Origin of the sequence: Vibrio sp. E14 (genome assembly GCF_020515785.1) — a bacterium.
Taxonomy (GTDB): Bacteria; Pseudomonadota; Gammaproteobacteria; order Enterobacterales; family Vibrionaceae; genus Vibrio; species Vibrio diabolicus.
This window is the reverse complement of the sequence record NZ_JAHPJI010000006.1, coordinates 209,536-225,153: the sequence shown is the minus strand read 5'-3', so window position 1 is coordinate 225,153 and position 15,618 is coordinate 209,536. Positions and strand designations below refer to the sequence as shown.

The following is a 15,618-nucleotide window of genomic DNA, read 5'->3' as shown; positions in this document are numbered from 1 at the left end:
TTCGTTTTACAAACCCAAAAAACCTATTCACTCTCGATTAGGTACACTTCTTCAGAGAAGCGACTTAAGCCTTTTTTTGCAATTTTAGGATGGTTTTCATCAGCTTCATCTACGTTCAAACAGGTAACTTTGTAACCTGAAAATAACTGCTCAATCTCTTCGACTGGCACACTAAATGGAGGCCCCGCCATCTCTTCTTGAGGATAGTTGAGTGTAACAAGCAAAATACGACCGCCTGGATTCAAAAGTTGCTTGAGACGCTCTACATACTCCTCTCGCATATCTTTCGGTAAAGCAACCAACGCGGCGCGATCATAAATGATATCGGCTTGAGATACTGGTGCAGTGAAAAAGTCCCCAGTATAAATAGAGAGCTCATCAAATTGATAAAGCTCGTGCATACCATTAACAGGCGTCACGGTTGGCGTATAAAAATGTTCAGCAAAAAAGGCACGAACAGCGATATGGCTCAGCTCAACACCTTCAACTGAATCATGCTTCATCGCTAACCAAATCAAGTCTTCTGACTTTCCACACAAAGGCACTAACACTTTGTCTTCACGCTTTGGGTTTGTGTGTTGCCAATATGCAGGTAATAGCGGGTTTACATCTTCCAAGTGAAATCCGATTTGATTACTGGCCCATTTATTATGCCAAAACTCTTGGTCTCTCATTTTACTTTCTACTTGTCGGCTGATTTTCATTTTGAGAAGTAAGACTAACGATTTTTTTCAATTTGTCTATGCCGTTCATCTTTGGTTAATACAGCGGTGATAGGATGTAAACGTTCTTATAGGAACCACGCCTTTATCTGATAAACAGAATAAAGAAAAGAGAAATGGTGATCTAACGCACGATTCCACTTCAAGACAAAACTGAAACCTTGGAATCTTTCGTAATGACCCCATTAATAAGTTAGTACCTGATTTGCCGAACTTAGCGACCTTTATGTTCCCTATTTTCTAAGTACAAGCAAGTTAAGGAGAGTGAATGAGCTTATTTCTTCGTACTACAGCATTGATGCTTTTGGTACTTAGCCGTGCACCGGCATTTGCCGCACTTCCAATTACCCCAGCGCCGAGTGGCGATCAAAATCGTTCAACAAGTCAAAACGAAGTTTGTTCGAAACTCTTTAAACATAGCCTTAGCGGCTTGTATGGTATTCAGTCAATCGACGCAACTCCAACTCAGCCATACACTGACTTCGACATTCTTTACAGCAAAGCTCACCAAGCACAATTTGAGCTTGAAACTATCTGTAAAAGTACCGCACTTCTTAATGATGCTCAGCCATACTTCGCAGGCGTAAAGTCCAAACAACGAGCAGAAGAAAAAATAGCTTTGGAGTTAGATGGAAAAGTCGAACGCATTACTGACCTAGCCCGTGCCACGATTGTTGCTGAAGACGTCGCGAGCTTAGTCTCCATTTATGAAACCTTAGAGCGTGAAACAACAATTGTTAAAGTAAAAAATCGCTTCAAAAAACCTGGTCCTTCAGGCTATAGAGACTTGAACTTACTCGTTCGTTTACCAAAGACAAATCTGGTTGCCGAAGTTCAACTGCACTTAAAAGCCATCGCAGATGTGAAAAGCGGTCCTGAACACGACCTATACGAAAAAATCCAGAAACTAGAACGCCAAGCGATGATGGAGAAACGCGAACTAAGCGAACTAGAACTCGCTTCTATTCGCAACATGCGTGCACAGTCTAAAAACTTGTACCAACAAGCATGGCAACCATACTTAACAACGCACCTAGAAGCAGCGTAATCCATATCATTAAGATATACTCAAAAACAGAAAAACCACCGCATTGCGGTGGTTTTCGTTTATATGCGACACAAGTTTTACGCAAAAAAAAGACCACGCCTTAGCGTGATCCATTTATTCGGCTTACTGTACTTTCTTCAGGTTTTCTACACGAGCTTTTAACTTCTGACCCGGGCGAAAAGTCACTACACGTCGAGCAGTAATTGGAATATCTTCACCGGTTTTCGGGTTACGACCAGGTCGTTCATTCTTGTCACGAAGATCAAAGTTACCAAAACCTGACAGTTTTACCTGTTCGCCACTTTCCAGTGCCTTACGAATCTCTTCAAAGAACACTTCCACCGTTTCCTTGGCGTCCCGCTTACTAAATCCTAATTTATCAAACAGGTTTTCTGCCAGTTCGGCTTTTGTGAGCGCCATAAAACTTTCCTCAAAGCTATGTTAAACAATGCTACGTTAGTGTAGCGCCAGAGCAGTTTTACCCTACCAATTCAACAACATATCGGGGTTACATCAGGAAGTGTATGACAAGCTTATGATTTTCGCCAACTTTTTTCTTGGCGAACAAAAGGAATAGCACTATGTAAATTATTGTTAAACGCCAACATCTTGATATTTTTGTTTTTGTTTTCTCTTTAATAGGAAAAACATCCAGCTGATAAAACTAAAAGCAGTTTAAATACCAACATTAATCACTATTTAATAAAAATATCAGAGATTGGTTATTTAACAGACACTTGACATAGAACTTGTCGTAAATTCAGTGATTTGTATGTAACTCGATACGTAACAATTGAACTAAATGGTATGACCACCTGGCTTTGTAACTGTGCTTAGAAAGCTTGATTAAACCCACGCTTCTCACTGTTCAGCGATGACGCAATATATAAAGGTTGATAATGTGGTTCTTCGTGTATCTCTACATTAGCTCCTTACACTTCATCTAGGCGACCATGATTAATCAAATCATAAATATTCTTTTCCCTGTTTTTGCTCTTGTCGGCGTCGGCTATTTGGTAGGTCGTTACATCAAGCCTGACTTTCGTCCAATCAACCGCATTAACATTGAGGTTTTCACACCTGCGCTGGTGTTTTCTTCACTCGTTAACATGCCGTTAGACTCGAATCAGGGACCACTCCTTTTTGCAGCAATTGTCGCGGTTTTGGTTCCCGCACTACTCATGATCCCTGTATGTCGATTGACGTCACTGTCGTTTAAAACCTGGGCACCACCACATATGTTTCGCAATAGCGGAAACCTTGCTATTCCTTTGTTTACCTATACGTTTGGAGAAATTGCGCTATCCTCAGCAGTACTGCTATTTGTCGTGTCAGCATGCTTGCACATTAGTTTAGGTGTAATGCTACTTAGTCATGGCAACCTAAGCAAATAGTCAAGATGCCAATCTTTTTAGCTGCGTCGTTGGCTCTGTTTCTCAACGTGTCAAATGTGGGGGCATGGGCACCTTTATACGAAGCGACTGCTCTACTTGGCCAAGCGGCAGTACCCGTGATGCTTTTATCCCTGGGGGCACAAATGTGTCATTTAAGAGTGGATGGTTTAAAGGTTGGTGTATTGTGTACCGTGCAGTCGCTTGCAACTGGGGCGGTTGCATTTGCACTTATTTATTGGTTAATTCCCCTTCCAACGATGCAATTGCAAATGATGGTACTCTTCACAATGCTGCCACCAGCCGTCATGAATTACCTATTTGCGGAAAGGCTGAATATAGAGCCCATGAAAGTGGCGTCAATGGTACTATTTGGCAACTTTTTCAGTATTCTTACGCTGCCTCTTCTGCTTAGCTATACCCTCTCACTCGCCGCCTAGCTGCCAATAAACTTGCGTTAGCGTCTGTTGGCGGAAAAACGATATATGCCAAATCTCGATTAAGCGCTACCTCAAGTTTGGTCCAGATTTTTGAGGTTGTGGGAGGTGACGTAAACGGCCTAGTACGTGAATCACAATAAGACAATGCTCAACATAAAAAACCCTGCCGATTTGACAGGGTTTTTAGTTTCTTAAGAGAGATAGTTCATCTAACGCTTAGTCACGTAGAGACGCACCAAACTTCTCAGAAACGTGAGCAACGATAGCGTCTACCGCACCTGCGATATCTGCATCTTCAAGCGTGCGCTCAACTGATTGTAGAGTCAAAGCGATTGCTAGGCTCTTCTTACCGTCTTCAACGCCTTTACCTACGTACACGTCGAACAGTTTCGCATCTTTAAGGAACTCGCCACCTTGCTCTAAACAAGCATTAACGATGTCACCAGATGCTACCGCTTCGTCCACAACTACTGCGATGTCACGACGGTTTGATGGGAATTTAGAAAGCTGAACCGCTTCTGGAATCACTTTACTGTTGATTGCAGACCATTCGATTTCGAATACGATAGTACGACCGTTTAGACCGAACTTACGCTCAAGCTCAGGGTGAACGGTACCGATCACACCCACTTCTTTACCATCTACGATGATTGCCGCAGATTGACCTGGGTGAAGTGCTGGGTTAGCTTTTTTGCTTTCAGGTGACAGTGCTGCGAAAGAGTACGCTTTTTCGTTCGCAGATAGCTCTAGAATCGCTTCTAGATCGCCCTTAAGGTCGAAGAAATCAACAGTGTTAGTTTCGATATCCCAGTGCTCTTCACCGCGAGTACCAGCAATAACACCTGCAAGCATAGGCTCTTGGCGCATGCCGTTTTCTGCAGATTCACATGGGATGAAACGTAGGCCGTATTCGAATAGACGAACACGTGGCTGTTGACGCTTCTGGTTGTGAACAACCGTGTTCAGCAGACCTTGGATAAGACCAAGACGCATTGCTGACATGTCTGCAGAAATTGGGTTTGGAAGCACTAGAGGCTCAACACCAGGTACAACTAGCTTTTGTTGCTCAGGCTCAACGAAGCTGTATGTAATTGCTTCGTGGTAACCACGGTCAACAAGAAGATCACGAACGCGTTTCAGTGGAAGATCCGCTTCAACGTGGTTGTGCATCTTAAGTGCTGCAGCTGGGTGTTGGTTAGGAATGTTGTCGTAACCGTAGATACGGCCAACTTCTTCAATCAGGTCTTGTTCGATAGCGATATCGAAACGCCATGTTGGCGCTACTGCCATCCAACCTTCTTCTGAAGCTTCAACAGTCAAACCTAGGCGCTCTAGGATTTCTACTACGTCAGCATCAGCGATGTGGTGACCTAGTAGGTTGTCTAGCTTCGTACGACGTAGAGCAACTTTGTTTGGCTTAGGTAGGTCTGCTTCAGACTCTACTGCAACAACAGGTGCTACTTCACCGCCACAAATTTCAACAAGAAGCTGAGTTGCACGCTCCATTGCGCTCGCTTGTAGTGCGTAATCCACACCACGCTCAAAACGCATTGAAGAATCAGTGTGCAGACCGTAGCTACGTGCGCGACCACGGATGTGGTCAGGTGCAAAGAATGCACACTCTAGTAGAACGTCTTTAGTCTCAGTTGTTACACCAGACTCTTCACCACCAAAGATACCTGCGATTGCAAGTGCTTTGTTGTGGTCAGCAACAACTAATGTATCTGCGTTTAGTTCTGCTTCGCTGCCGTCAAGAAGTGTTAGCTTCTCACCTTGCTCAGCCATACGAACTACGATGCCACCTTCGATCTTCGCTAGATCGAATGCGTGCATTGGTTGACCTTGCTCTAGAAGAACATAGTTAGTGATGTCTACAACAGGGTCGATAGAGCGAATACCACAACGACGCAGTTTCTCTTGCATCCATAGTGGCGTTTCAGCTTGAACGTTTACGTTCTTAACAACACGACCTAGGTAACGAGGACACGCAGCAGGAGCTTTCACTTCAATAGACACTTTATCGTCGATTGAAGGGGCAACTGCTTCTACTGATGGCTCAGTCACGTCAGCACGGTTTAGTACGCCAACTTCACGAGCTAGACCACGAATGCTGAAACAGTCAGCGCGGTTTGCTGTTAGATCTACGTCTACCGTTACGTCATCTAGACCTAGGAATTCACGGAAATCAGTACCGATTACTGCGTCTTCTGCTAGTTCCATGATGCCGTCTGACTCAACATCAATGCCTAGTTCAGTGAACGAACAAAGCATGCCGTGAGATGGCTGGCCACGTAGTTTCGCTTTTTTGATTTTGAAATCGCCTGGAAGAACAGCACCAACTGTTGCTACCGCTACTTTCAGACCTTGGCGACAGTTAGGTGCGCCACAAACGATGTCTAGAAGCTCTTCTTCACCCACGTCAACCTTAGTAACGCGAAGTTTGTCTGCGTCTGGGTGTTGACCACATTCAACAACGTGACCCACTTTAACGCCAGTGAAAGAACCCGCTACAGGAAGAACGTCGTCTACCTCTAGGCCGGCCATTGTAATTTGATGAGTGAGTTCGTCAGTAGTAACCGCTGGGTTTACCCACTCACGAAGCCATGATTCGCTGAATTTCATGTTGATGAACCCTCTGGATTACTTGAACTGTTTTAGGAAACGAAGATCGTTTTCGAAGAACGCACGTAGATCGTTCACGCCATAACGAAGCATCGTTAGACGCTCAACACCCATACCGAATGCGAAACCAGAGTATTTTTCAGGATCGATGCCTACGCTACGTAGTACGTTCGGGTGAACCATACCGCAGCCTAGTACTTCTAACCATTTACCGTTTTTGCCTTTCACGTCTACTTCAGCTGAAGGTTCAGTGAATGGGAAGTAAGATGGACGGAAACGTACTTCTACTTCTTCTTCGAAGAAGTTACATAGGAAATCGTGCAGGATACCTTTCAACTGTGCAAAGTTTACGTTCTCATCAACCAGCATACCTTCCACTTGGTGGAACATTGGGGTATGAGTTTGGTCGTAGTCGTTACGGTATACACGGCCCGGTGCGATGAAACGGAATGGTGGTTTACCATTTTCCATCGTACGGATCTGTACGCCTGACGTATGAGTACGAAGCATCAAATCTGGATTGAAGAAGAAAGTATCGTGGTCAGTACGCGCTGGGTGATCAGCGGCAATATTTAGCGCATCAAAGTTGTGGAATGCATCTTCGATCTCTGGGCCAGCTTCGGTGTTAAAACCAAGTTCGCCAAAGAACTTCTCAATACGCTCTACAGTACGAGTTACTGGGTGTAAACCACCGTTTTCAATACGACGACCTGGTAGTGTTACGTCGATTGTTTCTGCTGCTAGTTTCGCTTCAAGCTCTGCACGTTGTAGTGCGTCTTTACGAGCTGCGATAGCTTGCTGAACGACGCCTTTCGCTTTGTTGATTTCTTGACCAGCTTCACGGCGTTCTTCTGGTGGTAGTTTACCTAGGCTTTGAAGTTGAGCAGTTAGCTCACCTTTTTTACCCAGATACTGAACACGCACTTCATCAAGTGCGACTAGCGATTCGGCAGCTTCAATTGCAGTGCTCGCGCTAGCAATGATCTCTTCTAGATGTTGCATCGTTTCCTCATCTACCTGTTGGTAGTGTCCATAAGGGAGTGATTGGTTTTTTGATAGCTGTACATAGTAGCCAAACCGGGCACCAATGCCAAATTGAATTACGAAAAGAAGAGGTTATTGAATAAAAAGAGCACAAAAACGTCAAAAATGTCATCTTTCATTAATCTGACGTTAAGTTGTGCCCTTTTGTTTTAGAAATAGTATTGAATAGATAGCTCGATAAAATCGTCATCTCGGGCGAAATAGAGCAAATCGTTTGGCGTTTCATTTTTGAACAACCAAGCATCAATTTGCCACTTAAAGTTATTCGATATTCGGCTCGAGGCTTCTAACTTGGCATTGTAAACATCGGCGTTATCTAAATCCTTTGTGATTCCCGTCAATAATTCCGTTCCGTCCTCGTCGTTGAGCGCCCAACGAATGCCTGCAAACACATCATTTTGACCGATAGTTTGTGCGTTATTCCCACGACTGTCATAGAGGTACTCACCAATAACCCCCACATCCCAAACCGTGTCAAATGCACCGACGAAGGTATACTCAAAACCCGTCACAAGACCGACATGATTATCAGCACTATCTCGATAAACACTTTCCAGTTTCCATAACCAATCGCCAACGATTCCTTGTACATCGAGACCGACATGACTCATCAGAGCGTAGTAAGGCTTTAACTCCCCGTACTCAAAACGAAAGTAAGGATCCCGGTTTGTTCCATATAAATAGCTCAGGCCTACGTCCCAATCGCCAAGCATTTTCGAATATCGAAAAGCCACATCTACCTGCTTTTCTTCTCTGCTTGATTCATAGATAGCATCATCTGAGACAACAGGTTCGGTTCGCAAGCGCCCGTCAGTACCCGCAAACGTTCGCTCCCTAAAGTAAGGTAATAACATTGCATGGACGGTGCCCCAATCTTTGAATGAGGTAAAATGCAACATCGGCTGACCGAGCTTATCTTCACCATCGACGGCTTCAATGGCGTCTGTCTGGTTTACTACATCAACCAAATGGGCGGATTCCGTCACTCCCCAAAAAACCTTACTAATCCCAACTCGAAGCTCATAATCATCCCAGTACGTCAGATAAAGCGCCTCTCTTATGTCTCCATGACTTCGCTCATCGTCTAGACTATCCAAACGATAGAAAGGTGTGAGGGTAAAGCTCGCATCACCATTTTGCATCTCCCAGTAAAATTCTGGCTGCAAAACCAATGACGTTTGCGCTTTGCTCTGACCCTGAGAGCCAGTTTCAAAAAACTGACGATGCTCAATATTGACTTGTCCAGCAAGCTCAACGGCGGCAAGAGGCATCGAGTAAAAAGAGGTTGCTGCGCTAAGCAACAACCCAACATTTGATCGGTTCATTTCTCCTCCACTACCTCACTCGCTTTAACACATTCTTATGAAAATCATTGTCTTCTAGCCCAGTGTTAAAGCGCATTTCACTTGTTGTTAGCTCAGTGCTTTTTCCTGTTTGATGATTTGTCATCGCCATGGTGTGCGCTCGCCAATATTGGTTGAGGTACTGCTTGTAATCTGAGAAAGAAAGCGTTTTTAACAACGACCCTTTGCGATCGTAAAACTCAACTTTCAGTGGGCGGTAATGCGCTTTATCTAACCACACCGTTTGCTTGGTATAACCTGAATTTTTGTCTGTAGGGATTTGCTCTATGACGAAAACATCTTGCCCATTTATGCTGTCATCTTTTAAGTAATTGAAACGATATTTTTCGATCTCAAAAGAACTGAGATCCTCATACGCAAATTCACTACCCATAAAAGGGCCTGATTTGTTACGCGAGGAAATACGTTTCACACGCTTCAATGCTGGAAGGTAAAGCCACTGGTCATCGGCACCCACTGTATGAGAGTGGTTGAGAAACGCGGTGCCTTTCACATCTCTTGGCTCATCAAATATTGTGAGTCCTTTGTCACCATCGTCCTCAACTTCGAGTGATTGGAGGCGCATTAAACGTGTGCTGCTTTCTCCTTGTGCGTTCCGCAGAATCATTTTCATGGTAGCAACAGAATCCCCCCACCCTTCATCACGGGCTTTGCGCTCTTGAGCAATCTCTAATCCTTTCGCTTCATCCGCTAACACCGCATGACTCATAAAAAGCGAGACAGAAAGTGCAGATACTTTTAAGGCATTTTTTAGTAAATTCATGTTCAATCCTTTGATTCGTTATGACTGAGTAACAGCCGTGGTTTGAGAGTCAGTTGATTTAAGCTTGTTTCGGCGGTCCACCTCGTCGTAGACGCCTTTGTCAAACAACATCAGTAGAGTCGGTAGAAAGATGAAATCCACAACAAGAGCAATGAAGATAACAATGGCACTCAACTGCCCCATATCGGCATTTAAGCGGAAGCTCGACATCGCCAGAACGGAGAAACCAGCAACAAGCACGACAGTCGTAATCCAAAGCGCGCGCCCCACGGTGCGAAAAGCGTAACGAACCGCTTGTTCCGCGCTATGGCCATCTTTACGAGCGTGTTGGTATTTAGAGAGAAAATGAACGGCATCATCAACCACAACGCCAAACGTCAACGTCACAACAACAGACAACCCCAAATTAATTTCACCAGAAACCAGCGCCCAAATACCAAAACCAATAAGCGCAGGGGCGATATTCGGGACCAGGCTGATTAAACCGAGCTTGAACGAGCGTAAGGCAAAGATCAGTAATGCCGAAATTAAGACCAGAGTGATAGGCAAGGTTGACAGCATGCTAGCCATATTCGTTTCGCCAATATGCGCAAACATCAGTGATGGACTAGAAGCAACAACATCATACTGAGGCGCGTTTTCGTTAAACCATTGGTAAATACGATTTTCCAAATCAACAAGCTCGACGCTGCCCAAGTTCTCCACAGTGAGAACCATCTTGATTGACGACTTATCAACATTGATTTGGTTGTTCAAATCTAAGCCATACGGTAGTGACATTTCATAAAGCAGCAGATATTGAGCCGCTAATTCTCTGTCTTGAGGGAGCGAGTAATAAGCCTGATCATCTCCATGCATGTTCTTGTTTAGACGCTTATAAACATCGCTCAAGGTCGCAACATGGTCCGTTTCTGGCTGCAACCTTAGCCAGTCAGTAAATTTACCCACGGTATTGAGAAAATTAGGATCCGCAATACCCTGCGATTCGTTAGTTTTTATCGCGATACTGATGTTCGCCATGCCACTGATTCGCTCTTCCATAAAATCAGCCGCTCGACGAAATTCATTGCTATGACCAAAATATTCGACGGATTCATCGTTGACTTTGTTCAGCGGAATCAAACTCGCACTCGCGACAATAACAAGCACCGACAACGGCAATAACGCATGTCGCTTTGACACCACGAAATCCCCTAAGTGATCCATAAAGTGCTTTCTTTCATCAGCAGTGTCTGACTTCACCCTAACAGGAAGGATATGAAGTAACGCCGGAAGTAATGTGATGGAAAGGAAACAAGCAATCATGACGCCAAGGGCTGATAGGTTGCCGAAATCTCTCAGGATTGGAGAATCCGACATATTCATCATTAAAAAGCCGATCGCGGTGGTAATGGAGGTAATCAGGATGGGCATGAAATTGAGCGCAATACTTCGTTCAATAGAATGGGCTTTACTAAAGCCGTTTTGCATAGACTGACGCATCGTCGCTATGATGTGCACACAGTCGGCGACGGCAAGCGTCATCACCAAGGTAGGCACATTAACTGTCGCCGTGCTTAAGAACATACCAGCCCATCCTGATAAGCCCATTGTCACCATAACTGAGCCGATAATAACGATGAGTGTCGCGATAACACTAAGCAATGAGCGCAACATGATGGTCAAAAACACCAATATCACTAGTAACATAGTAGGCACTAATGTTGCGCTGTCATCTTGAGCTGCGGTCATAAACGCGTAGTTCATTGCAATAATACCGGCTTTGTGGAACTCAGTATCCGGGTACACTTGTTGATAACGCTCAATCATTCCGTTTATGTAGGCAACCACTTCTTGTACTTCAGCGGTTTTATCGATCTCAGGGAGTTGGACCGTAATATTCACGACCGTGACATCCCCTTTTTCGGAAATCAGTGAACTTTTCAGAACCGGCTCACTCAACGCAATACTTTTGACTTTCTCGATTTGCTGAGGCGTCAATTCATATTCGCTATACAGTAAATCTTCGACAAGAAGATCATCTTCAAACGCTTCGGTATGCTGGTAGTTGGCAAGGGAATCAACACGGGTGGAGTATGGGACTTGCCACGCCTCGTCAGTGATCTGCTGAATAAGAGATAAGGTGTTAGGAGTAAAAACAGTGCCACTTTTTGGCGCTATGACCAAAGCAAGACTGTCAGATTTTGCAAAGGTAGTCTGAATTTCATCAAACGCAAGTAACTGCTCATTTGTTCCGTCAAAGAAGATGTCGTAATCCCCTCTAAAATAAAGATTTTTTCCTCCAATAGTTGCTATAACAATCAATAAAACGGTAGCAAGTACAACCAACACACTATAATTCGTTGGTAGCTTGACCCAGCCGATTCGGGCTTGTTGTTGAACGTTGTGATGTGGCATCACACTCTCCTTTTGTGACGTTTCGTCAAATTTAAAAACTAAAAAAACAGCGAATGCTGTGATAACCAGATAACTTCAACATATAAAAATCAGATCGAATTTATTTGGTTATATAAGTTAGTTTTTGAGTAACTTCCTATACTTCTCGAGATCGGTAATTTGAGTACCAATTTCTAATTTTTTGACGATTCGTCACAATGGTGTAATAAAAAAGCCAACTAAAATATTAGATGGCCTCTATAACGATTAGCGATTCACAGACTCTAAATAAGCCAGCTCTTCGCTGAACAATTCCTGTTCCACTCGACGCCACGTTTTACGGTAATCCCACTCTGTCGATAAAGGTGACCACCCTAAACCATCAAGTAACATATTCGCGTTATGCAGTACTGAGAATGGATCTTGAATTCGCTGAATACATCGACTGTTCGATGCATTTTGCGCTAGAGCGTTTGAACCGAAGGCAATAGACCAGTTAGCAAATACGATGGCATCAGAACCAATTGCGGGAGAGAACTTAAGGTCCCCACATTCCACCGCATTATTCACCAACGCATCAGCACCATCTATTACTTGTTCTTCTAAGTTGTTCAATTCATTCACACGCTTAGGCGAAGCTTTCTCTAGGACCCAAGGCGTCTTTGCAACAATCGCACAGGTTGATAGTACAGGCTCCATACGAGCGTAAATACGATAACCTACATGCATAGCAATGATTTTTTCTCTGGTATTGCCATTGAACTTAGCGGTACGTTCGAAAAATATTGCCTCGCTTCTCAGCGAGTGAATACAAAGCGCAAGAATCACATCTTCTTTGCTGCAAAAATGATTGTAGATCGTTCCCTTCGAGTAAGGGCTTGCCGCTGTGAGCTTGTCCATCGTTAAGTTGGCAAAGCCTTGCTCTTGAACCAGAGACTTAGCCAATTGAATAAGCTCTATTTCACGATCAGCAATCGCCTGTTGTTTTTTAGTTAGCCCTGAAGACGTACGACATCCGTCTTGCTTGCTATCTTTTTTACAGCGAAAGTTAAACATAATCCTTTGATCCGTATACCAACACACTCCCAATAATTGTAACACGATTCTTGAATACAGGAACGCCACTAAACTTGACGAACCGTCATAAATGACACTTCGTCATAATAGATCAAAAAACAAACATTGCAAGTATGAATTTATAGCCAACCCAAAAATAAGCATTGATTATATATAACCAAGTAACATCAATATGCTTGGTTCAGCGAGAATGATTTGATTGTAAGGAAAATCTAGAGTGGAGTGCGGGGAAATAACCCAAAAATCAGAACCTTAAAAATTGGACAACGAGTGATATTGAAATGATGTGATTCAAAAAAGCCCAAAACACTTAAAGTTTGGATTCAAAACAGCAACTGATAGATGCTCTATTTACAAAGTGTGCTCTGTCTTGGGCTTTTCTTTTACTGCTTCCTTTCAATATTAGAGCGACAAAACTCAATAACATAGTGAGAAAGCGATTCTCTTTAAGTAAAAGACTGAATTTCTAAATCGAGAGGCTTGGTTTATCACCTGCAGATGCAATGGCATAACGAATATCGTCAATAAATCGCCCTTCTGTCTCGATAATTCCATCAGAGAATGTGACTGGTTGATGTGGCCCTGCAAGTAGAACAATATTAGTAAAATCAGAGACGTTAAAGTTCTCTGCCACAACATTTTTGGAATGAAAATCGATAACCGTTTTTGCGACTTGATCTTCCAATTGCAAAAGCTGCTCTTCAGTAATTTTCATGCGTGCCAAAGCCACACGAACGCATTTATCGTGGGTTGTTGTCTGTTCTTTTATGATTTCCGTATATTTATCATTGAGCTTGGAGTTTTCTGCATAGCTGTAATATAACGGCCCGTGCAACGTTATATTTTTATCTTCATCAACGTAAACAAGATCCAATAACTCCAAAGCTTTTAGGTAATCAGACATGCTTTGCTCAGACAAATCATACTTTTTCTTTAAAATGGAATATCCATCTTTGCCTCGCAGCATTCTCAATTCACGATAAAAATCGTAAAGATGGGGAAATTGAAAAAAGACTTCATCTTGCGTACGGCTAAAGTAATCCTCGTCTTCACCTTGTAATTGATTCGCAAGCTTTTGTAGCTCATCTAACGTGCAATCAACAGCTCTACAGTATTCAAGCAGTTTATCCAAAGCGAGATTTGTGCTTGTTAAGTGTCTCTTAAAAGTGGACAGCGGCATGCCCATTTTCTCAGATAGCTCTCGATATGTTAGCCCTTTTGTTTTAATCGCTTGGCGTAATGCGGCTAGCAAGTATTCGGGAGTCAGATCTCTCATCTACAATTCCTTTTGGCAATGTTACAGCTGTATAGTATTTGTAACAATTTAGAACCGCTTGGCAAGGTATAAGTTCATATTTTTATAAGAAAAATATGAATTAATATATCGAAATCAAAATTCACACGATAAATGAAAAATTCAATATGAATTCAATTTCATTATGAATATAAAATAATACACAAAACAAAAGTGAAGCAATTACTCTAAATCATCGCAATTAATTTTAATAGTAACGTAGAGTTGAGAATATAAACCTATTCGCTCTGCAAAAATCTAGAATAATTAACCTAAAAGGAACAGAACGGTAAATGCATAATAATTCACCGCTCTCTATTAGCATTTTTGCACTGCTATTCAAGTAGACTAGTCCGCCAGTTTCACTGCAGTACCAAATGCCAAAATTTCCGAAGAACCATCTACGATTGAGCTTGTGGTAAATCGAATCCCTACAATTGCATCGGCACCTTTAGATTCAGCGTCTGCTACCATGCGCTGTATAGCTATATCACGCGCGTCGGTCATCATTTCCGTGTAACCGCGAATTTCACCGCCAACAATGCTTTTGATACCCGCCATGAGGTCACGACCGATGTGTTTTGATTGAACAACATTACCAGTTACAACCCCTCTTATTTCAGAGATCTGCTTGCCCGGAATGCTTTCTGTCGTTGTGTAGATCATTTTTAGTCCCTTATAAACGTAAAATATATACCCAAGCCATTTTATTACCAACAGAGCAGTGATCACTAATCAAATCGGGAAGACTGATAGACAAGATTCTGAATGGCAAAACTGAAAAATATTTGGGTATATATTTTAGCAATAAAAAAGGAGAGCTAATGCTCTCCTTCTCTTAATCCTAAACTGCTAATTAAAGAGCAGCTTTCGCTTTTTCAACTAGAACTGCAAATGCAGCTTTGTCGAATACTGCGATGTCCGCAAGGATCTTACGGTCGATCTCGATAGATGCTTTCTTAAGACCGTTGATGAAACGGCTGTAAGATAGACCATTTTGACGAGATGCCGCATTGATACGTGCAATCCATAGTTGACGGAATTGACGTTTCTTAGCGCGACGGTCACGGTAAGCGTATTGACCAGCTTTAGTAACTGCTTGGAAAGCTACGCGGTAAACACGTGAACGCGCACCGTAGTAACCTTTAGCTTGTTTTAGAACTTTCTTATGACGTGCACGAGCTTGTACACCACGTTTTACGCGAGGCATTATGCTTCTCCTAAACTAAACGATTGATAACTAAAAAGAATTAAGCGTATGGCAACATACGGATTACTGCAGCCACTTCACATTTTGGAAGGATTGCATTCGGACGTAGTTGACGCTTGTTCTTAGTAGTACGCTTAGTCAGGATGTGACGTTTTGTAGCGTGCTTGTACTTAATACCACCAGCAGTTTTCTTAAAACGCTTAGCAGCACCTTTGTTGGTTTTCATCTTAGGCATGATGAATAACTCCGCATTGAGTAGGTTTAATA

General features: G+C 43.0%; 13 protein-coding genes and 1 pseudogene. 2 read left to right on the top strand and 12 right to left on the bottom strand.

Features of this window, described 5'->3' with window-relative positions:
- Window positions 1–23: 23 nt before the first annotated feature.
- Window positions 24–674 (bottom strand): thiopurine S-methyltransferase, encoded by a 651-nt coding sequence (locus LIX84_RS17310; RefSeq protein ID WP_041853041.1) that lies wholly within the window; start codon window positions 672–674, stop codon window positions 24–26.
- 316 nt (window positions 675–990) lie between these two features.
- On the opposite strand from LIX84_RS17310, the gene LIX84_RS17305 reads away from it, so the two are divergent.
- Entirely contained in the window at window positions 991–1,770 is a 780-nt protein-coding gene (locus LIX84_RS17305) for a RelA/SpoT domain-containing protein (protein WP_006741655.1), read from the top strand.
- A gap of 123 nt (window positions 1,771–1,893) precedes the next feature.
- On the opposite strand, the gene ihfA is transcribed toward LIX84_RS17305, so the two are convergent.
- On the bottom strand, window positions 1,894–2,190 hold the full coding sequence (gene ihfA, locus LIX84_RS17300; protein WP_005377899.1) for an integration host factor subunit alpha: 297 nt from the start codon (window positions 2,188–2,190) through the stop codon (window positions 1,894–1,896).
- Between the two features lie 533 nt (window positions 2,191–2,723).
- Here ihfA and LIX84_RS17295 point away from each other — a divergent pair.
- Window positions 2,724–3,601, top strand: a pseudogene (locus LIX84_RS17295) (AEC family transporter).
- Between the two features lie 216 nt (window positions 3,602–3,817).
- Here LIX84_RS17295 and pheT read toward each other — a convergent pair.
- The 10 genes from pheT to rpmI all read right to left on the bottom strand — a co-directional run bounded on the left by pheT (window position 3,818) and on the right by rpmI (window position 15,586).
- Window positions 3,818–6,223, bottom strand: coding sequence for a phenylalanine--tRNA ligase subunit beta (gene pheT, locus LIX84_RS17290; RefSeq protein WP_226421828.1), 2,406 nt, complete (start codon window positions 6,221–6,223; stop codon window positions 3,818–3,820).
- 18 nt (window positions 6,224–6,241) lie between these two features.
- Window positions 6,242–7,225, bottom strand: coding sequence for a phenylalanine--tRNA ligase subunit alpha (pheS, locus tag LIX84_RS17285; protein WP_005385470.1), 984 nt, complete (start codon window positions 7,223–7,225; stop codon window positions 6,242–6,244).
- Between the two features lie 191 nt (window positions 7,226–7,416).
- Window positions 7,417–8,592 carry a hypothetical protein gene (locus LIX84_RS17280; protein ID WP_167426676.1) on the bottom strand — a complete coding sequence of 392 codons (1,176 nt, stop codon included), beginning with the start codon at window positions 8,590–8,592 and terminating at the stop codon, window positions 7,417–7,419.
- 10 nt (window positions 8,593–8,602) lie between these two features.
- Window positions 8,603–9,394: an outer membrane lipoprotein-sorting protein gene (locus LIX84_RS17275; RefSeq protein WP_226421827.1), complete on the bottom strand. Its 792-nt coding sequence runs from the start codon at window positions 9,392–9,394 to the stop codon at window positions 8,603–8,605.
- An 18-nt stretch (window positions 9,395–9,412) separates the two neighbouring features.
- The gene (locus LIX84_RS17270) at window positions 9,413–11,791 is read right to left on the bottom strand and encodes an efflux RND transporter permease subunit (protein WP_226421826.1); all 2,379 of its coding nucleotides are present in this window, start codon (window positions 11,789–11,791) and stop codon (window positions 9,413–9,415) included.
- A 246-nt stretch (window positions 11,792–12,037) separates the two neighbouring features.
- On the bottom strand, window positions 12,038–12,826 hold the full coding sequence (locus LIX84_RS17265) for a TetR/AcrR family transcriptional regulator (RefSeq protein ID WP_005395898.1): 789 nt from the start codon (window positions 12,824–12,826) through the stop codon (window positions 12,038–12,040).
- Window positions 12,827–13,313: 487 nt separating this feature from the next.
- Complete coding sequence (locus LIX84_RS17260) at window positions 13,314–14,123, bottom strand: helix-turn-helix domain-containing protein (protein ID WP_006741660.1); 810 nt, start codon at window positions 14,121–14,123, stop codon at window positions 13,314–13,316.
- A gap of 366 nt (window positions 14,124–14,489) precedes the next feature.
- Window positions 14,490–14,807: a heavy metal-binding domain-containing protein gene (locus LIX84_RS17255; RefSeq protein ID WP_005377919.1), complete on the bottom strand. Its 318-nt coding sequence runs from the start codon at window positions 14,805–14,807 to the stop codon at window positions 14,490–14,492.
- 190 nt (window positions 14,808–14,997) lie between these two features.
- Window positions 14,998–15,351, bottom strand: a complete 354-nt coding sequence (gene rplT / locus LIX84_RS17250) for a 50S ribosomal protein L20 (protein ID WP_004727974.1) — start codon at window positions 15,349–15,351, stop codon at window positions 14,998–15,000.
- Between the two features lie 40 nt (window positions 15,352–15,391).
- Window positions 15,392–15,586: a 50S ribosomal protein L35 gene (gene rpmI / locus LIX84_RS17245; protein ID WP_005377932.1), complete on the bottom strand. Its 195-nt coding sequence runs from the start codon at window positions 15,584–15,586 to the stop codon at window positions 15,392–15,394.
- Between the last annotated feature and the right edge of the window lie 32 nt (window positions 15,587–15,618).

Excerpts from the sequence above, each read along its gene's own strand:
- LIX84_RS17255 (WP_005377919.1), bottom strand. The coding sequence starts at position 14,807 with ATGATCTACACAACGACAGAAAGCATTCCGGGCAAGCAGATCTCTGAA.
- LIX84_RS17305 (WP_006741655.1), top strand. The coding sequence starts at position 991 with ATGAGCTTATTTCTTCGTACTACAGCATTGATGCTTTTGGTACTTAGC.
- LIX84_RS17310 (WP_041853041.1), bottom strand. The coding sequence starts at position 674 with ATGAGAGACCAAGAGTTTTGGCATAATAAATGGGCCAGTAATCAAATC.
- pheS (WP_005385470.1), bottom strand. The coding sequence starts at position 7,225 with ATGCAACATCTAGAAGAGATCATTGCTAGCGCGAGCACTGCAATTGAA.
- pheT (WP_226421828.1), bottom strand. The coding sequence starts at position 6,223 with ATGAAATTCAGCGAATCATGGCTTCGTGAGTGGGTAAACCCAGCGGTT.
- LIX84_RS17260 (WP_006741660.1), bottom strand. The coding sequence starts at position 14,123 with ATGAGAGATCTGACTCCCGAATACTTGCTAGCCGCATTACGCCAAGCG.
- LIX84_RS17275 (WP_226421827.1), bottom strand. The coding sequence starts at position 9,394 with ATGAATTTACTAAAAAATGCCTTAAAAGTATCTGCACTTTCTGTCTCG.
- LIX84_RS17265 (WP_005395898.1), bottom strand. The coding sequence starts at position 12,826 with ATGTTTAACTTTCGCTGTAAAAAAGATAGCAAGCAAGACGGATGTCGT.
- LIX84_RS17280 (WP_167426676.1), bottom strand. The coding sequence starts at position 8,592 with ATGAACCGATCAAATGTTGGGTTGTTGCTTAGCGCAGCAACCTCTTTT.
- ihfA (WP_005377899.1), bottom strand. The coding sequence starts at position 2,190 with ATGGCGCTCACAAAAGCCGAACTGGCAGAAAACCTGTTTGATAAATTA.
- rplT (WP_004727974.1), bottom strand. The coding sequence starts at position 15,351 with ATGCCTCGCGTAAAACGTGGTGTACAAGCTCGTGCACGTCATAAGAAA.
- LIX84_RS17270 (WP_226421826.1), bottom strand. The coding sequence starts at position 11,791 with ATGCCACATCACAACGTTCAACAACAAGCCCGAATCGGCTGGGTCAAG.
- rpmI (WP_005377932.1), bottom strand. The coding sequence starts at position 15,586 with ATGCCTAAGATGAAAACCAACAAAGGTGCTGCTAAGCGTTTTAAGAAA.